Origin of the sequence: Mediterraneibacter torques (assembly GCF_044591705.1) — a bacterium.
Lineage (GTDB): Bacteria > Bacillota > Clostridia > Lachnospirales > Lachnospiraceae > Mediterraneibacter > Mediterraneibacter torques.
This window is the reverse complement of sequence record NZ_CP172594.1, coordinates 2,395,385-2,413,047: the sequence shown is the minus strand read 5'-3', so window position 1 is coordinate 2,413,047 and position 17,663 is coordinate 2,395,385. Positions and strand designations below refer to the sequence as shown.

Below are 17,663 nucleotides of genomic sequence, written 5' to 3'. Positions count from 1 at the left end.
ATATGGAGCGGGGGGGGTAAAAATAATGTTGACACATTGAACAAAAGGGTATATGGTTCTGTATGAGTATGTGGGCAAAATGCTAAGAAAGGAAGGAAAAATAGTTGTGGAAAATGTCAAAAAACTAATGCGAAAAGCAATGGGAATTGTTTTAAGTGTTGTGCTTACATTAGGGTGTATTCTAGGAAGCGGCACGATCGCATGGGCAGAAGGTGAGACGGCAGATGCCGCCGCGAAGATCAAGGTGGCATGCGTGGGAGACAGCCTGACGGAAGGGTACACTTCGACGGGCGCGAATTCAGGAAAGAAAGGACCAAATGCATATCCGGCACGTTTGCAGAGTTTACTTGGAAGCGGATATGAAGTAAAAAACTTTGGGGAAACAGGTGCGTTTTTGATGGAGGGGACAAGTAATCCATATAAAAGCGGTACAGAATACGAACAAAGTAAAGCTTATAATGCAGACATTGTAATTATTATGCTTGGAACGAATGATTCCAAAAACTGGAACGAAGAAAATTATAAAACACAGATGACAGCGTTTTATAATGAGTATAAGACGGAGAATAACAAAGTTATTTTTGCCACGTCTCCGAAATGTTATCAGACGACGGGAAACGATATCACTCAGGAAAAGGTCGAAAAAGTCTATCAGGCTCAGAAGGCATTGATTAAAGAAAATGCCGCATGGGATTTCATTGATATGTATGAAAAGACCGAAGGAAAAGAAAATCTTTATAATACAGATAAAGTACATTTTACAGATGCAGGATATCTGTACATAGCAGAATGCATGTATGAAAAGATTACAGGAAAAAAAGCTCCGATTGAAGAAAAGGTGAAAATTCCGCATACACAGCAGAGCGGAGAAACAAACTACTTCACATTCGCAGAAGGAAAATGGGAGGCAGGAGATGCGCAGCATACATGGTCAAAAAAAGTAGATCCGGCGCATCCTGAAGCAACCTATTATGAAGTGAAATTTACAGGACATAAGATCGATATCTATTCCGGTAAAAACAGAATGATGGGAAAAGTGAAGTATCTGATCGACGGTGAGGAAAAAGCAGAGGGAGACCTTTATAATGCTACTAATATCAATTCTACATTCATTACAACGATTTCCGATTTAGAAGAAAAAGAACACACATTAAAAGCGGTGGCTACAGGGGAAAGAAATGCATCAGGAACAGGTTCGGACATTCTGATCGATGCCGCTGAGGTGTATGTATATACTTACAGAGAACCGGAAGAAGCAAAACTTCACGGAACAATTACAGATAATAATCTTCAGTATACCCAGGATAAATTAACTGAGGTAAAAGCAGCAAACAAAACAGAAGATACTTTGAATGCATGGAAGAATGATACGGTTACTTCTGAGATTTCTTTAGCTTCGATAGATTCTTCTTATACAGATGTAACAGCGACGGCAAGTGATTTCACCGGAAACGGCAATACGATTCCGAAAGCAAATGTGGATTTAAAATTTATTAAATCAGTTCAGGCTTATACAGGAATGCCGGGATACGGTGATCCTGACAGAGAAGTTCCGAAAGGAAGCAGACAGGAAGCAAATGAAGTGCTTTATCAGGATGCCGGAACAGCGATGAATATTGGAACGAACAAACTTCAGAATATCTGGGTATCTGTGAAAGTTCCGGCAGGAACAGCGGCAGGTAGTTATACAGGAACGGTTACGGTAACGGCAAAAGAATTAGCAGAACCACTTACATTTACTTATACGTTAAAAGTAGCTGATGCAGAACTTCCGGATGCGACGAAGTTTAAAGATGGTTTTGATATGGAATTGTGGCAGAACCCGTATCGTATCGCAGAATATTATGATGTAACGCCGTTTTCTGAAGAGCATTTTGAAATTTTAAAATCCCACATGGGATTATATAAAAATGCCGGCGGACATGCCATTACAACTACAATCGTAGAAGAGGCGTGGGCAGGTCAGACATACGGGGAAGGAACTGTTAAATTCCCTTCTATGGTTAAATGGACAAAGAAAGCGGATGGAAAATGGAGTTTTGATTATACGGATTTTGATAAATGGGTAACGTTTAACAAAGACGTTATGAAAATCGGGGACAAGATCGTATGTTACAGTATTGCGCCTTGGACAAACTCAGTTGTTTATTATGATGAAGCGACAAAGACAACAGTAAAAAAACGATTGACTCCGGGTTCAGAAGAATGGACAACGATATGGACGGCATTTCTGAATGATCTTGCAGACCATTTATATGAAAAAGGCTGGTTTAACGACGCTTATATCGGTATCGATGAAAGAGGATTTAATAAGGCGGCGTTTGATTTGATCGATTCAATTAAACGCGGCATTCCGACACCTTTGAAATTAAAGAGTGCGGGAGCGATGGATGGATTTGTTGAGAAAAAAGATCTTGCAATGCGCGTAGACGACCTGAATGTAGGTTCTATCGCGGTAAAGGCCCATCCTCAGCAGTTTGAAGAAATAAGACAGGCTCGTGAAGATGCGGGACTTCGTACAACTATTTATACATGTACAGGTCATAAACCGGGTAACTTTTCATTAAGTGCGCCGGGAGAAAGCTACTGGACAATGATGTATTCTTATTCCGTAGGCGGAGAAGGATATCTTCGCTGGGCATATGACTCATGGGTTGAGAATCCATTGGAAGACACGACTCACAATGCATTTGAAGCCGGGGATTGTTTCCTTGTATTCCCGGATGATTCTGAAGCAAAAGTTACAAAATCAAGTACACGTTTTGAAAAAATGGCAGAAGGTGTACGCGATGTAAATAAACTTATTAAAATGAAATCAGATGTTCCGAGCATGGCGGCAAAAGTGGATGCTTTGATGGATTCTGTAAAACCGACTTATGCATCAAGCGCGTATTATCTGACAGATGCGGGAAAACAAGAACTTGCGTCGGATATGAATACGATCAAAACAAAAATTGCCGAGCTGACAGAAGAATATGTCGCATTAAAGAAAGCGGGAGTGACCGAGGTTGACTCAGTATCGATCAACGGAGAGAAAGAGGTTGAATTACAGCAGGGAGGTACAACTCAGCTTGAAGTTACAGTCCTTCCGGAAAATGTATTGAATAACACAGTCACATGGTCGACCGATAATCCGGCAGTTGCAGTTGTGAAAGACGGAGCGGTAACTGCGAAGGGATCAGGCCGCGCTGTTATTACGGTGACATCTAACCAAAATGAAGAAAAGAAAGATTCTGTTACGATCGTTGTAAAAGAAGCTGAGGTTGAAGAAGGAGCGCAGGTTTCTTACTATTCATTTGACGATGTGAAAGGACAGAAGTTAGAGGATGAATGGGGAAAACGTGACGGTACTCTTGATGCTTCCTGCACAACCGAAGCCGGCAAATCAGGAAAAGCGCTGAACGTAACACAAGACGGAAAAGGTGCAGTGATTACGCAGACGGCAGGCGATCTGAATGACAAAGACTGGACGATTTCGTATTGGGTAAAGACTACGTCAGAATTTAATAAAGAGATTTCTGTATTGGAAGATTCCACAAAAGCATTTTCCTTCTCATTGAAGATGGCGGCAGACAGAGTATCCGGATTCCGTGTAGGAAATAATGGCGGAGACGTCTTGTCGTATCAGTATGATTTCGAGAAAGACAAGTGGTATCATATTACATGGGTGCAGGATAAAGATCAGGGTCTTGCCATGTATGTAAACGGTACAAGAGTCGGTGATATCAATGCATGGACAAAAAATAATCCTATTAAAACACCTGCGGATGTGATCGGCGGTACTGGATTTACAGGTCTGATCGATGAAGTGAAAGTTTATAACCGTGTATTGAATGAAAGTGAAATACTTTCCGCAATGAAAGTAAAAGGATTAAACATTGCGGATACGAATCCAACGGTAAATATCGGAGAAACGTATCAGATTACAACAAACTTGATAACAGACGCCGAAGATAAGACGATTACATATGTCTCAAACAAGCCGGAAATTGCAAGTGTAAATGAGGACGGTTTAGTAACGGCGAACAAGAAAGGAAAAGCGGTCATTACTGTAACAGGCGGCGGATATACGGAAAAAGTTACAGTAAACTGTAAGAAAGTATTGTATGCAAATTCAAGGATTCCACAGTATGAATTGGCGGATAAATATCTGAAAGATATTGAAAAAGCTCCGAATACACCTAGACAGTATCTTGGACAGCCGGACATGGTTCAGACAAAGACAGGCAGACTGATTACTGCTTATCCGACAGGACACGGTCATGGACCGATTATTATGCAGATTAGTGATGATGAAGGCGAGACTTGGACGGAGAAGAAAGATATTCCGGCATCGTTTGCAACTTGTCAGGAAACACCTACCTTATATACATTGGATATGGGTAATGGAAAAGAAAGAATTATGCTGATTTCAGCATGTCCGAACTGGGATTTACAAAGAGGCGGATGGGATACTGCCTACTCTGATGATGACGGAGAAACTTGGACAGAATATAAGAATCACTGGCCTTCTTTTGACGGAGCAGAGAAAAAACATACAATCGTAGCAATGGCAAGTCTTGTGCAGTTAAAAGATGAACAGGGAAATTACATTCAGAAATGGATGGGTGTTTTCCATGATTATGGTTATGTCAACTTCAAGAGCTATCTGACATTTGATGAAGACGGAAATGAACAGTGGAGCGAGCCGGAAAGATATTTAGCTGATTATAGAAGTATCGAAAGCAAATATGGAATCTGTGAAGTCGGAATGTTCCGCTCACCGGATGGAAAACGGATCATGGCGCTGGCAAGAAGTGATAAAAAACCAAACTTATCCGTGATGTTCTATTCTGATGATGAAGGAAAAACATGGAGTAAACCGGAAGAAATGCAAGGTTCGCTTGCAGGGGAAAGACATAAAGCTGTATATGATCCGATCAGCGGACGTCTTTTGATCACATTCCGTGAGATCGTATACAAAGACGGTAAGCTTGATAACAACTGGATGGCAGGCGACTGGGTTGCATGGGTTGGAACATATGAAGACCTGTTAGAGCAAAACGAAGGTGAATACCGTATACTGATCGAAGAAGACTGGGCAATGAATGCAAAATCCGGTGATACGGGATATGCGGGAATTTTAGTTCTGGATGATGGAACATTTATCATGGATTCTTACGGACACTTTGACGAAGAGTTTTCTAAGAATGCATTTGAATCAGGTAATTATAATGTAAGAACAGATTTATGTTATATCAAACAGGCAAAATTCAAACTTGGTGAAATCGAGAATGAAAACGATCTGATTGACAGAAGCGCCCTGGAAGCAAAAATCAATGAAGTAAAAGATACGTCGGCAGAAGGGTACACAGACACTTCTTATGCGGCATTTGCAAAAGCGCTGACGGATGCACAGACAGTATTTGCAGATTATTCCGCACAGCAGATTCAGATTGATGAAGCGCTGAAAGTATTAACTTCAGCATTTGAAGGTTTGGAAGAAAGACCGGTAGAACCGGAGAAACCGACGGTAGAAAAAGTTGAAATTAAAGCAAATCCTGCTAAGACAGAGTACAAAGAAGGGGAGAAATTCGACCCGGCAGGACTTGTGCTTACAGTGAAATATAACAAAGGCGAGGACAAAGAAGTAGCTTACAGTGATGCAACAAAGGCAGACTTCGCATTTAATCCGTCACTTGATACAGCGCTTACAGAAGGTGTGAGCAAAGTTGATGTAACATATGCGGGCAAGACGGTAGAAATCGGTATTGAAGTGAAAGCTGACACACCGGTAGAGCCGGAAAAACCGACGGTAGACAAAATTGCCGTTAAAAAAGTGCCAGCTAAGACAACTTACAAAGTAGGGGAGAAATTCGACCCGGCAGGACTTGTGCTTACAGTGAAATATAACAAAGGCGAGGACAAAGAAGTAGCTTACAGTGATGCAACAAAGGCAGACTTCGCATTTAATCCGTCACTTGATACAGCGCTTACAGAAGGTGTGAGCAAAGTTGATGTAACATATGCGGGCAAGACGGTAGAAATCGGTATTGAAGTGAAAGCTGACACGCCGGTAGAGCCGGAGACGCCAACGGTAGACAAAGTTGAAATTAAAGCAAATCCTGCTAAGACAGAGTACAAAGAAGGGGAGAAATTCGATCCGAAAGGACTTGTGCTTACAGTAACGATGTCAGACGGAACAACAAAAGTTGTTGCATACGGACCGGAGACGGCAAAAGATTTCTCCTTTAATCCGAGTCTTAATACAAAACTGACAGCGGATACGAAGAAAGTAACAGTAACATACGGCGGACAGTCGGCAGACGTAGCCGTATCGGTGAAAGCAGATCCGTCAGAGGATAAGAAGCCGGTAGATCCGGATAAGAAACCGAATACAGAGAAACCGGACAAAGGCGGAGCGGTTCAGACAGGAGATAATTTTAACGTAACGCTGCTGATCGGACTTGTAGTTCTTGCAGGCGTGACTGCAGGCGGAACGGCTCTGACAATTTTCAAAAGGAACAAAAGAAAATAAGCTTCATCCGTAAACAGTACGGAAAAATACAGGGTTGTCACTTAGTGGCGGCCCTGTTTGTATATGGATTTTTATGAGATCGGTTTTTCGTACATTTTTAGGGGAGTTTCTCGATTGAAATAACGGAAAATATGTGAATTTCTGACAATGCTCTTTCATAAATTGATGTAACTTCTCAAAGCCTTGTATTTACTGGTGTTCTGCAAGATTTTGAAAAACGGTAAAGTGGTGTATTGTATCATAAAGTGGTGTGGTTTGATATGAAAATGGTGTACTAAATGGTGTAGTAAATCGGAAAGAATTATTAAATTTGATAGCAAAATTGTAAGAGCGTCAAATTTGACATTTGAATAGGTATTTGTTTAAATAATAATAAAAAAAAGACACTATTGATAGTTGGTTAGTCCAAATTATCTAATTACTCAAAAGAGTAACCGCATTCCTTGGGCGAGGGGCGGTTACTTTTTTGATTGATTTATATACGCTATCAAAATCGTTACAACAATACTAAGTATCATTAGTACGATTGTAGAGTAAGAAAAGGACTATTTGACAGTTTTTCGTACATTTTTAAGGAAGTTCCTTAATTGAAATAACAGGAAATATATGATAAAATTGAGAAGGTTTAATAGTTTTTTCCCGATTTTGCCCCCTTTACATTGCACACACTTCGGCATACTTTTGCTACAAGAGCAATCGAATATGGCATGAACCCCAAAATATTGCAGAAACTTCTGGGACATGGTACATTACAAATGACAATGGGTTTGTACTGCCACGTAACAGAGGATACGCTGTTTTTGGAAACGGAGAAGTTTAAGAGAAGGTGTAGTTGAGCATGAAGTGGTGTAAAAATGGTGTAGCAGGGGATGAAACATAGAAAGTAAGGGCGAGAAAAGCCCGTAAATACGGAGGTTTTAAGAAAGATGGAAAGTTATAAGCAGGAATTTATTGAGTTTATGGTGGACAGCGATGTGCTGAAATTTGGAGAATTCACATTGAAAAGCGGAAGGAAATCTCCGTTTTTTATGAATGCAGGCGGATATGTGACAGGTTCGCAGCTTAAAAAGCTCGGCGAATATTATGCGAAAGCGATCCATGACACATACGGAGATGATTTTGATGTGTTGTTCGGACCTGCTTATAAGGGGATTCCTCTTGCGGTTGTAACTGCGATCGCTTACAGTGAGTTGTATGGAAAAGAAGTACGATACTGCTCGGACAGAAAAGAAGAGAAAGATCACGGAGCAGACAAAGGAAGCTTCCTCGGAAGTAAATTTAAAGACGGCGATCGAGTTATCATGATCGAAGATGTAACGACGTCAGGAAAGTCGATGGAAGAGACCGTTCCGAAAGTAAAGCAGGCCGCTGATGTGGAGATCGTCGGATTAATCGTATCTCTTAATCGTATGGAGGTCGGAAAAGGGGGAGAAAAATGCGCCCTTGACGAGGTGAAAGATCTGTATGGTTTCGATACGGCCGCGATCGTGACGATGGAAGAAGTCGTGGAACACTTGTACAACAAGCCGTATAACGGAAAAGTTGTGATCGACGATACATTAAAGGCTGCGATCGATACATACTATGAAACATATGGAGTAAAATAAAACGGGGAGGCGCTTTATGGAAAAGGCATATCTTACAATGAAAAACAGTGGTGCAAGTAGCATTACACTTGGGATTATCGTTCTCGTTGTCGGAGTGGCAACAGGAATACTTGCAATCGTGAACGGAGCAAAATTACTCAAACATAAAAAAGAGATTACATTTTAAGCAGCTTGACAGCTTTCAGGGAAACTGTGAAAGGACACGGATGAAAGAGAGATAAATAAACAGAAAGAAAAATAAGGGACTAAGCCGGAATACAGGCAGTCCCTTTTTGCAACGGCGGCGGAACGAAGTCTGGGTTTGCCTGAGACTTTGCGGCCGTGTATAGTCCCGGAGCGCGCTTTTTTAGCGCTTCCGGTGATTTGAAAAAATTACTGATAGGGAGAGTTCCTTGTGTGAGGAGAGTTATTTTTGAGTATAAAAAAAGAGCGGATTTATAGGATATTTGGGAAAATCCTGTTTTTACTATATATTGTTTTTTTGATTTATTTTCTGTTTCTTGCGGAATGGTACGGAAGAACGGAAGTGACGGAAGAGTATAGATATAATCTTGAATTATTTAAAGAAATCAGACGTTTTCTTACTTATAGAGAACAGCTTGGCATGTTTACGGTGCTTGCGAACCTTCTCGGGAATATTATGATCTTTGTTCCTTATGGTTTCTTTATTTCCATGGCGGGAAAGTCCATGGGATTTTTTAAAATATTATTTTTCAGTATGGCGCTGAGTCTGGGCGTGGAAACAATACAACTTTTTACGAGAGTAGGAAGTTTTGATGTCGATGATATTTTATTAAATACAATCGGCGGAGTTTTAGGATATATTTTGTTTGTGGTATGCAGTCGGATAAGGAGAAAACGTTATGTTCGGAAAGGAAAAAAAGGCAGAAGATAAGAAAAAAGAAACTGCTTTGAAACGGGAGGAAAACCGGAAAAAAAGCGGGGTGAAACATAAAAAGCCAAAGCAAAAACAGGCGGGCAACGGAAATCTTTCGTGTCTGTTCGGATTAGGTTCGGCCGCAGTGTTGGCGGGATGTATAGCATACGCGTTTGTCCGAAGAGGAGAAGCCCCCGGGATCATAGGAGGTATTACGATTATTTCTTTGATACTGGCAGGATACGGAATTTATTCGGCAATTATAGGATTTCGGGAGAGAGAACGCAGTTATCTGACGTGTAAGATCGGTATTGTCATGAATGCGGCGGCGATTATTTCATTTTTTGCGGTATTTATCAGAGGTTTGAATTAGTAAGCAAAAGATAAAAAGTAGTGAAAAAAGATAAATAATAAAGAAAAGTAAACAGATGAGCGGGAGGGAAAGGAAAATGCAGGAAGTGTCAGAAAAATACAACAACGATTCATATAGGGAACGGCATGCGTTGTCGGTAGAACGTCTTCGCACGCTGCCTTTTGAGGAATCTGTGGAAGATTCTTATATCGCGTATTTCAGATTGGTTGCCCTGTTTTTGCTTGAAGTGGAAAATGTGCGGATTCAGGTGGAAAGCGGAAAATGGGATCAATATAATGAAGAAGACATGAGACAGATCAACGAAATCCTTTATAGTGATATTGTCGGGGATGCTTACGAAAAAAGCTATGCAAATCCGAAATATGCATGCAGCTGGTTTGAGCCGGAGATGGGAAGGCTTTTGAGTTTTCTCTATGTGGAAATGCGCTCCGGCATCCCTTATGCGTTTGAAGGCAGACTTGATTATCTGACGATTTTGTATGAATTGTTTATCGAGGTATATACGTATTTTGAAAATTGCCGGGCAGATGGCGCTGAACCGGAAATACGAAGAGTAAGAGATATCGTGTATTGGTATGCAAGCGATTATTGCGACGTATTTTTGGCAGATCGGATTAAAGAACAGATCGATCCGTCGTATTCGTTTGCGGCAGATATTATCGAAAATGCAGATTTGAGCAGCGACAGGTATTTGTATCGTTTCGGAGAATATATTACAGAAAATGAGCTGGGAACTGCGCGCCGTCTCAGGTCGCTTCCCGAAGAGACGATTCAAAAGATGGCGGACGTTTACACGGAAGGATATCGGATCGGATTTATCAATACAGGAAAAGATCTGTCCAAAAAATCAGTCGTAAATATTCGTTACAGCCTCGGATTTGAACGGGTCATAAGAGCGGCGATCGCAAATTTTCGCGCTATGGGGTTAAAACCCGTAATATACAGGGCGGCGTCGGGTGTGATCACGAAAAGAGAGCATCACAAAATCGGATATTTCGGCGCTGTGGCAAACTGGCAGTATGAGTACGATCACAGACAAGATCAGGCGTTATTTATGGATAAACGCTATATTGAACGGCGTCTGGAAGTGATGCATACTGTTTATGAACAAAATAAAGAACAGGCAGCGCAGTTCGCAGGACCTGCCGTGATGGAAACATTCGGAGAAAAGCCGTTTTCACCGAAAGCAGTACCGGAAGCTCCGGCTTACTGTGAAGAGCAAAGGGAGCTTGCGCTTCAATACGACAGCAGATCCGGTCAGATCACAAATGAATATATCAAAGGAGAAGAGAGAAGTTTTACGATCATTGCATATCCTGTGCCGGAGATCGGTCCGAAATATGAAGAAATTTTCGATGAAGTAATACGAATTAATACGTTAGATGCAAAATTATATGAGAAAGTTCAACAGACGATGATCGATGCGCTCGATCAGGGAGAAAAAGTCCGTGTGATCGGAAAGGGAGAGAACCGGACGGATATGGAGATTCGGCTTTGGTCGTTAAAAGATGCTCGGAAAGAGACGATTTTTGAAAACTGTGTGGCAGATGTAAATATTCCGGTAGGCGAGGTGTTTACATCACCGGTGCTGGAAGGAACGAACGGAGTTTTGCATGTCAGCCGGGTGTATCTTGACGGTTTGCAGTATAAAGACCTTGAATTGAAATTTAAAGACGGAAAGATCGTTGATTATAGATGCGGCAATTTTAAAGACGAGGAAGAAGGCAGACGATATATTTTTGATAATGTTTTGAAAAATCATGATACTCTTCCGCTTGGCGAATTCGCGATCGGAACAAATACGACTGCTTATGCCGCGGGAAAAAAATACGGGATCGAAGATAAGATGCCGATTTTGATCGCAGAGAAAACAGGACCTCATTTTGCAGTGGGCGACACATGCTATTCATGGAGCGAAGACGTCCGTGTATATAATCCGAACGGAAAAGAAATCGTTGCAAAGGATAATTCTTGTTCGCTGAAAAGAAAAGAAGATCCGTCTGCGGCATACTTTCAATGTCATACAGATATAACCGTACCTTATGAAGAGTTAGAAGAAATAAGTGTAGTGACAAAAGACGGGAAACACATTATACTAATTAAAGACGGAAGATTTGTGCTTCCGGGAACTGAGATTTTAAATGAACCATTAAAACAACTCGAAAATTGATTTGAGATTTTAAGGAGGAAATAACGTGCCAAAAGTAGGAATCGTAATGGGCAGTGACTCTGACCTGAAAGTGATGAGCAAAGCTGCGTCAATGTTGGAAAAATTCGGAATTGATTATGAAATGACGATCATTTCCGCACATCGTATGCCGGATGTATTTTTTGAGTGGGCAAAAGCTGCGGAAGGAAAAGGGATTAAAGTAATCATCGCAGGAGCCGGAATGGCTGCACATCTTCCGGGAATGTGTGCGGCGCTGTTCCCGATGCCGGTGATCGGAGTGCCGATGTCAGGAAAGAATCTGGATGGTATGGACGCTCTTTACTCGATCGTTCAGATGCCGCCGGGAATTCCGGTTGCGACTGTTGCGATTGACAGTGGAATGAACGCTGCGATTCTTGCGGCAAAAATCCTCGCTGTATCAGATGAAGAGGTATTAAAAAAGTTAAAAGACTATTCGGCAGAGATGAAAGATACCGTTCAGGCGAAAGCCGATCGTCTTGCCGAGGTCGGATATGAGGAGTATTTAAAGTAAAGGAGAAAGTGGTATGGATTATAAGAAAGCAGGAGTTGACATAGAGGCCGGTTACAGATCAGTAGAACTTATGAAAGAGCATGTGAAAAAGACGATGCGTCCGGAAGTGCTCGGAGGACTCGGAGGATTTTCGGGAGCATTTTCTCTTGATAAGATCAAAGAAATGGAAGAGCCGGTACTGCTGTCGGGAACAGACGGCTGCGGAACGAAAGTGAAGCTGTCGATGGTGCTTGATAAGCATGACACGATCGGAATCGATGCTGTGGCAATGTGTGTGAATGATATTGCCTGTGCGGGAGGAGAACCACTGTTTTTCCTTGATTATATTGCATGCGGCAAGAATGAGCCTGAGAAGATCGCATCAATCGTAAGCGGAGTGGCAGAAGGATGTCTTCAGTCGGGAGCGGCGCTGATCGGAGGCGAAACGGCGGAACATCCGGGACTTATGGCAGAAGACGAGTACGATCTTGCCGGATTTGCGGTAGGAGTATGCGATAAAAAAGATATGATCACAGGAGAAAATCTGTCTGCCGGAGACGTTTTGATCGGAATGGCGTCTACGGGAGTTCACAGCAACGGATTTTCACTTGTAAGAAAAGTATTTGATATTACAAAAGAATCTCTTGATACATATTACGATGAATTGGGATGTACTCTCGGAGAGGCGCTTCTCGCTCCGACAAGAATTTATGTGAAAGCGCTTAAGAGTATTAAAGAAGCGGGAATAACGGTGAAAGCATGCAGCCATATTACAGGCGGCGGTTTCTATGAGAATGTTCCGCGTATGCTGATCGACGGTACTCGAGCGGTGATCGAAAAAGACAGTTATCCGATCCCGCCGATCTTCAAGATGCTTGCAAAAGAAGGCGATATCGAAGAGCAGATGATGTACAATACGTTTAACATGGGACTTGGAATGATCGTTGCCGTTGATCCGGCAGATGTGGAGAAAACTCTGGAAGCGATCAAAGCGGCAGGAGATGCGCCGTATGTAGTCGGCCGCATCGAAGCGGGAGAAAAAGGAGTAGACTTATGCTAAAGGTCGTTGTGCTCGTATCCGGAGGAGGTACGAATCTGCAGGCGATCATTGACGGCGTAAAAGGCGGCGTCATCAGGAATACAAAGATCGTCGGAGTTATCAGCAATAACAAGAATGCATATGCGCTTGAGCGGGCGAGAGAGAATCACATCCCGGCAAAATGTATCTCGCCGAAAGATTATGAATCCAGGGATGTGTTTAATGAAAAACTTTTGGAAGCCGTCAACGAGTACGAACCGGATCTGATCGTTTTGGCAGGATTTCTTGTTGTTATCCCTCCGGAAATGATCGCAGCTTACAGAAACCGGATGATTAATATTCACCCGTCGTTGATTCCGGCGTTTTGCGGGAAAGGATATTATGGATTAAAAGTGCATGAAGCAGCGCTTGCAAGAGGTGTTAAAGTAGTCGGCGCGACCGTTCATTTTGTAGATGAAGGAACCGATACAGGGCCGATCATCCTGCAGAAAGCAGTAGAAGTTGAGCAGGATGACACACCGGAGATGCTTCAAAGAAGAGTGATGGAGCAGGCAGAGTGGAAAATCCTTCCGGAAGCGATCCATTTGATCGCGAACGGAAAAGTGCATGTTGAAAACGGACATGCTTTTATAAAAAATTTATAGAATGTCGAAGCATTAAAAAATGACCGCCGGGACGAAAAAACCGGGCGGTCATTTCGGAACGTAAAACGGTTTGTACAGACAGGAGGAATCTATCATGAAAATATTGATCGTCGGAAGCGGCGGAAGAGAACATGCCATTGCGGCAAGTGTGGCAAAAAGTCCCAGAGCAGATAAGATATACTGCGCGCCCGGAAACGCGGGAATTGCAGAATACGCAGAGTGCGTGGACATCGGAGCAATGGAATTTGAAAAACTGGCAGAATTTGCCAAAGAAAAAGAGATCGATCTTTGCATCGTCGGAATGGATGATCCGCTTGTCGGAGGTCTTGTGGACGTATTGGAAGATGCGGGAATCCGTACGTTCGGTCCAAAGAAAAACGCCGCTATTTTGGAAGGATCAAAAGCGTTTTCAAAAGATCTTATGAAAAAATACGATATTCCTACGGCAGGATATGAGAATTTTACAGATCCAAAGGAAGCAATCGCCTATCTTGAGAATGCAAAGTTCCCTATCGTATTGAAGGCAGACGGACTTGCACTTGGTAAAGGAGTGCTGATCTGTCAGAATTTTGAAGAGGCAAAAGAAGGCGTAAAGACGATCATGCTTGACAAAAAATTCGGCACAGCCGGAAACGAGATGGTCATTGAAGAGTTCATGACAGGTCGCGAAGTATCTGTTCTTTCATTTGTAGACGGAAAGACGATCAAAACGATGACAAGCGCGCAGGATCACAAACGTGCCGGTGACGGTGATACAGGGCTGAATACAGGCGGAATGGGAACATTTTCACCAAGTCCGTTCTATACAAAAGAAGTAGAAGAATTTTGTGAAAAATATATTTACCAGAGAACGGTAGATGCTATGGCTGCAGAGGGCCGCCCGTTTAAAGGCGTTATTTTCTTCGGTCTGATGCTTACAGAAGAAGGACCGAAAGTGTTGGAGTACAACGCCCGCTTCGGAGATCCGGAGGCTCAGGTTGTGCTTCCGCGTATGAAAAATGATATTTTGGACGTTGTTGAAGCATGTGTGGACGGAACTCTGGATCAGATCGATCTTCAGTTTGAAGATAATGCGGCCGTGTGCGTTGTGCTTGCATCTGAAGGCTATCCGGTTCAGTACGAAAAAGGCTATCCTATCACAGGTCTTGAAGAATTCAGTAAACATGAAGGGTATTACTGTTTCCATGCAGGAACAAAATTTGAGGACGGAAACATCGTGACAAACGGAGGCCGTGTGCTTGGTGTAACTGCAAAAGGCGCTAATCTGAAAGAAGCAAGAAAAAATGCCTACGCAGCGACAGAATGGGTACAGTTTAAAAACAAATATAAGCGTAATGATATCGGAAAAGCGATAGATGAAGCTTTTTCTGACGGTCAGTAATGCAAAAATAAAAGAAAATCCATATTCAGAATGACTGCAATCCCCCTTACTATTTAGAAAATGATAGTAAGGGGGATAGTTTTTTGTATATGGTTTTCAAAATAGGAATCTTGCTTATGATATAGCTATACTATCTTTTGAATCCTCCACCCGGAATTAATCAGAAAAAAACAGTACAAAACAATGCAAAACAGAAAAACATAAAATAATACATAAATATTCAGACAAATATTGACAAATATATATTTTATGATATTATTTAATTAAATTAATAAATGTACTTAAATAAAAGAAAGGAGAAAAGTATGAAAAAGATTTCTGTGGTGTTGATTGCGGCGTTGGTCGTATCTTTGCTTTTTGGATGTGGAAAGAGCGACGATGCGAAAGGTACAGGGAAAACAACTTTGAGCGTTTGGTATTGGGGAGAACAAGAAGTGCCGGGATATAAGGCGTATATGGAAGAGATGGTAAAACGGTATGAAAAAAAGAACCCTGATATTAAAGTGGAAGCTGTTCTTCAGGAAAGTGATAATCTGTATACGGCATTTCGTACGGCAGAGGCGGCAGGGGAAGGTCCGGATATTCAATATATGTGGGGCGGAACTCAGGCAATGGAAGATGTTTGGAAAGGAAACGTAGCTCCGATTAGTGACTATATTTCTGAAGAAGAACTCTCGGTTATTCCGAAGTCGGCATTGGCTCAGACGAATTGGAACGGGAAACAATGGGGAATCCCGGCATATGGATTTACATATGGGATTGCCTATGATAAAGAAGCAATGCGTACTGCCGGAGTAGATCCGGAAAATCCGTTTACTACATGGGATGAATTTTTAGAGTGTTGTGAGAAATTAAAATCATCAGGAATTACGCCGTTAGGAATGGGGTTAAAAGACGGATATTTACCGGCGTGGATCGGGATTTTTTTGGGACAGCAAAATATGGACAGCGTGAATGATATGATTTCCCTTATGAGTGGACAAGAAAGCTTTACAGATAAAAAATACTCTGAATGGCTGGAAAAAATTGCAGAGCTGAAAGAAGCCGGATATATTAACGAAGATATACTTTCATTAGACTTATATCAGGGGCAGCAGTTGATCGAAAGCAAAAAAGCGGCAATGACACTTCATACACAGCCGTATGCGGTATCATTGGAAAAATCATTAGGGTCAGATCAGATCGGTTTTGCAAAAGCGCCAGTATTCGGAACCGGAAAATTTGCGGATTCAGTTGCAACTCCGAGTCAGGTATATGTAATACCAAACAGTGCGAAACATAAAGAAGAGGCGGCAGACTTCTTATTGTTTTTACAGGAAGAAGATAATATTAAATATCTGTATGAATCGGCAAATGCGATGATGCCGAATAATAACTTTGATGAAAGCTGGGTATCCAGCGAAATTGACAGAAAAGTTTTGGAATGGCAGAAAGAAGACAATAATTTTTGTTATCAGTTGTATTTTGCACCTATGTTTGAAACAGATGGTCTGATTCCGACGGTACAGAAGATGTTTTCAGAAGGGTTAGCGCCAAAGGATGCAGCGGTGGAATTAGATGAGGCACTCGGGAAATGTATGGAACAAAATCCTGAGGTTCATGATGCGTTTTTAGAATGGAGTGTAGAAGAATAGTTCTGAAAAGAGGAAAGCCTCTGTTTCAAAGGAAGGGATTGATATGAAAACGAACAGGATGAAAAAGTTCACGCCGTATTTCTATATATTACCAACCTTTATCATTTTGGCGGTTGTAATTGTAATTCCGATTATTTATGTTATTATCCAAAGCTTCTATACGACCTTTGCAAATGAGAGTGTTTTTGTAGGTCTGAGAAATTATAAGATGGCATTTGAAGACGAACTTTTGCTGACTGCGTTGAAGAACAACTTGAAATTATTTTTATGCGTTCCGATATTGACAGTGCTTTCACTTGCCATTGCATCAATTTTATATAACAAAATCAGAGGGTGGAGGTTTTACAGAAGCGTTATTTTTATTCCGTACATACTGGCAATTCCGGTTGTGGGCATTGTATTTTCATATTTACTGCAGTACAACGGAGTTATCAATTCTATTTTGCGGACAATCGGGTTGGAGAATATGGCGTTGGATTGGTTGGGAGATCCGAATTTGGCATTCCCGAGTGTGGCAATAGTTATTATGTGGAAGCAGATCGGTTTCGGAGTTGTTTTGTTTTTGGCGAGAATGATGTCAATAGATAAAACATTGTATGAATCGGCTGATGTAGACGGAGCTACATGGTTTCAGAAATTTATGCACATTACCGTGCCGCAGACAAAATCGATTATTGAATTTTATGTGATCATCACTCTTATTGAAATGTTGAGTTGGGTGTTTAATTTCATTTATGTCATGACGGCAGGCGGCCCGGGAAATAAGACGCTTGTGTTGGAATATTTGATTTATAAGAAAGCGTTTGGCGGTGGTGATTTCAATATTGCAATGGCGATCAGCGTAGTACTTCTTGCTATTGCGGCAATATTGATTGTAATACATCAGATTGTTATGAGAAAAGAGGAGTGA

Annotated in this window: 13 protein-coding genes; all 13 read left to right on the top strand. The window is 41.7% G+C overall.

Annotated features, from left to right (window positions below; all coding sequences use genetic code 11):
- The first annotated feature begins 52 nt into the window (after positions 1-52).
- The 13 genes from ACH9UM_RS11290 to ACH9UM_RS11230 all read left to right on the top strand — a co-directional run bounded on the left by ACH9UM_RS11290 (position 53) and on the right by ACH9UM_RS11230 (position 17,663).
- Complete coding sequence (locus ACH9UM_RS11290) at positions 53-6,517, top strand: glycoside hydrolase domain-containing protein (protein ID WP_009320107.1); 6,465 nt, start codon at positions 53-55, stop codon at positions 6,515-6,517.
- Positions 6,518-7,176: 659 nt separating this feature from the next.
- Positions 7,177-7,353, top strand: coding sequence for a tyrosine-type recombinase/integrase (locus tag ACH9UM_RS11285; RefSeq protein WP_330360047.1), 177 nt, complete (start codon positions 7,177-7,179; stop codon positions 7,351-7,353).
- A 90-nt stretch (positions 7,354-7,443) separates the two neighbouring features.
- A complete protein-coding gene (gene pyrE, locus ACH9UM_RS11280) occupies positions 7,444-8,124 on the top strand; it encodes an orotate phosphoribosyltransferase (protein ID WP_004846787.1) in 681 nt (226 codons plus the stop codon).
- 16 nt (positions 8,125-8,140) lie between these two features.
- Entirely contained in the window at positions 8,141-8,290 is a 150-nt protein-coding gene (locus tag ACH9UM_RS11275) for a hypothetical protein (protein ID WP_004846784.1), read from the top strand.
- A 246-nt stretch (positions 8,291-8,536) separates the two neighbouring features.
- Positions 8,537-9,019, top strand: a complete 483-nt coding sequence (locus tag ACH9UM_RS11270) for a VanZ family protein (RefSeq protein ID WP_009243606.1) — start codon at positions 8,537-8,539, stop codon at positions 9,017-9,019.
- Positions 8,988-9,374: a DUF6142 family protein gene (locus ACH9UM_RS11265; protein WP_004846779.1), complete on the top strand. Its 387-nt coding sequence runs from the start codon at positions 8,988-8,990 to the stop codon at positions 9,372-9,374. Before ACH9UM_RS11270 ends, ACH9UM_RS11265 begins: the two co-directional genes overlap by 32 nt.
- 76 nt (positions 9,375-9,450) lie before the next feature.
- Complete coding sequence (locus tag ACH9UM_RS11260; protein ID WP_055158713.1) at positions 9,451-11,544, top strand: aminopeptidase; 2,094 nt, start codon at positions 9,451-9,453, stop codon at positions 11,542-11,544.
- 25 nt (positions 11,545-11,569) lie between these two features.
- On the top strand, positions 11,570-12,076 hold the full coding sequence (gene purE, locus ACH9UM_RS11255; RefSeq protein WP_055158712.1) for a 5-(carboxyamino)imidazole ribonucleotide mutase: 507 nt from the start codon (positions 11,570-11,572) through the stop codon (positions 12,074-12,076).
- A gap of 13 nt (positions 12,077-12,089) precedes the next feature.
- Positions 12,090-13,115, top strand: a complete 1,026-nt coding sequence (gene purM / locus ACH9UM_RS11250) for a phosphoribosylformylglycinamidine cyclo-ligase (RefSeq protein ID WP_009243602.1) — start codon at positions 12,090-12,092, stop codon at positions 13,113-13,115.
- Positions 13,109-13,738: a phosphoribosylglycinamide formyltransferase gene (purN, locus tag ACH9UM_RS11245; RefSeq protein WP_022002986.1), complete on the top strand. Its 630-nt coding sequence runs from the start codon at positions 13,109-13,111 to the stop codon at positions 13,736-13,738. Before purM ends, purN begins: the two co-directional genes overlap by 7 nt.
- Positions 13,739-13,832: 94 nt before the next feature.
- Positions 13,833-15,119, top strand: coding sequence for a phosphoribosylamine--glycine ligase (gene purD, locus ACH9UM_RS11240; protein ID WP_004846769.1), 1,287 nt, complete (start codon positions 13,833-13,835; stop codon positions 15,117-15,119).
- A 305-nt stretch (positions 15,120-15,424) separates the two neighbouring features.
- Positions 15,425-16,753, top strand: coding sequence for an ABC transporter substrate-binding protein (locus tag ACH9UM_RS11235; protein WP_009243601.1), 1,329 nt, complete (start codon positions 15,425-15,427; stop codon positions 16,751-16,753).
- A gap of 43 nt (positions 16,754-16,796) precedes the next feature.
- Positions 16,797-17,663, top strand: a complete 867-nt coding sequence (locus tag ACH9UM_RS11230; protein ID WP_004846765.1) for a carbohydrate ABC transporter permease — start codon at positions 16,797-16,799, stop codon at positions 17,661-17,663.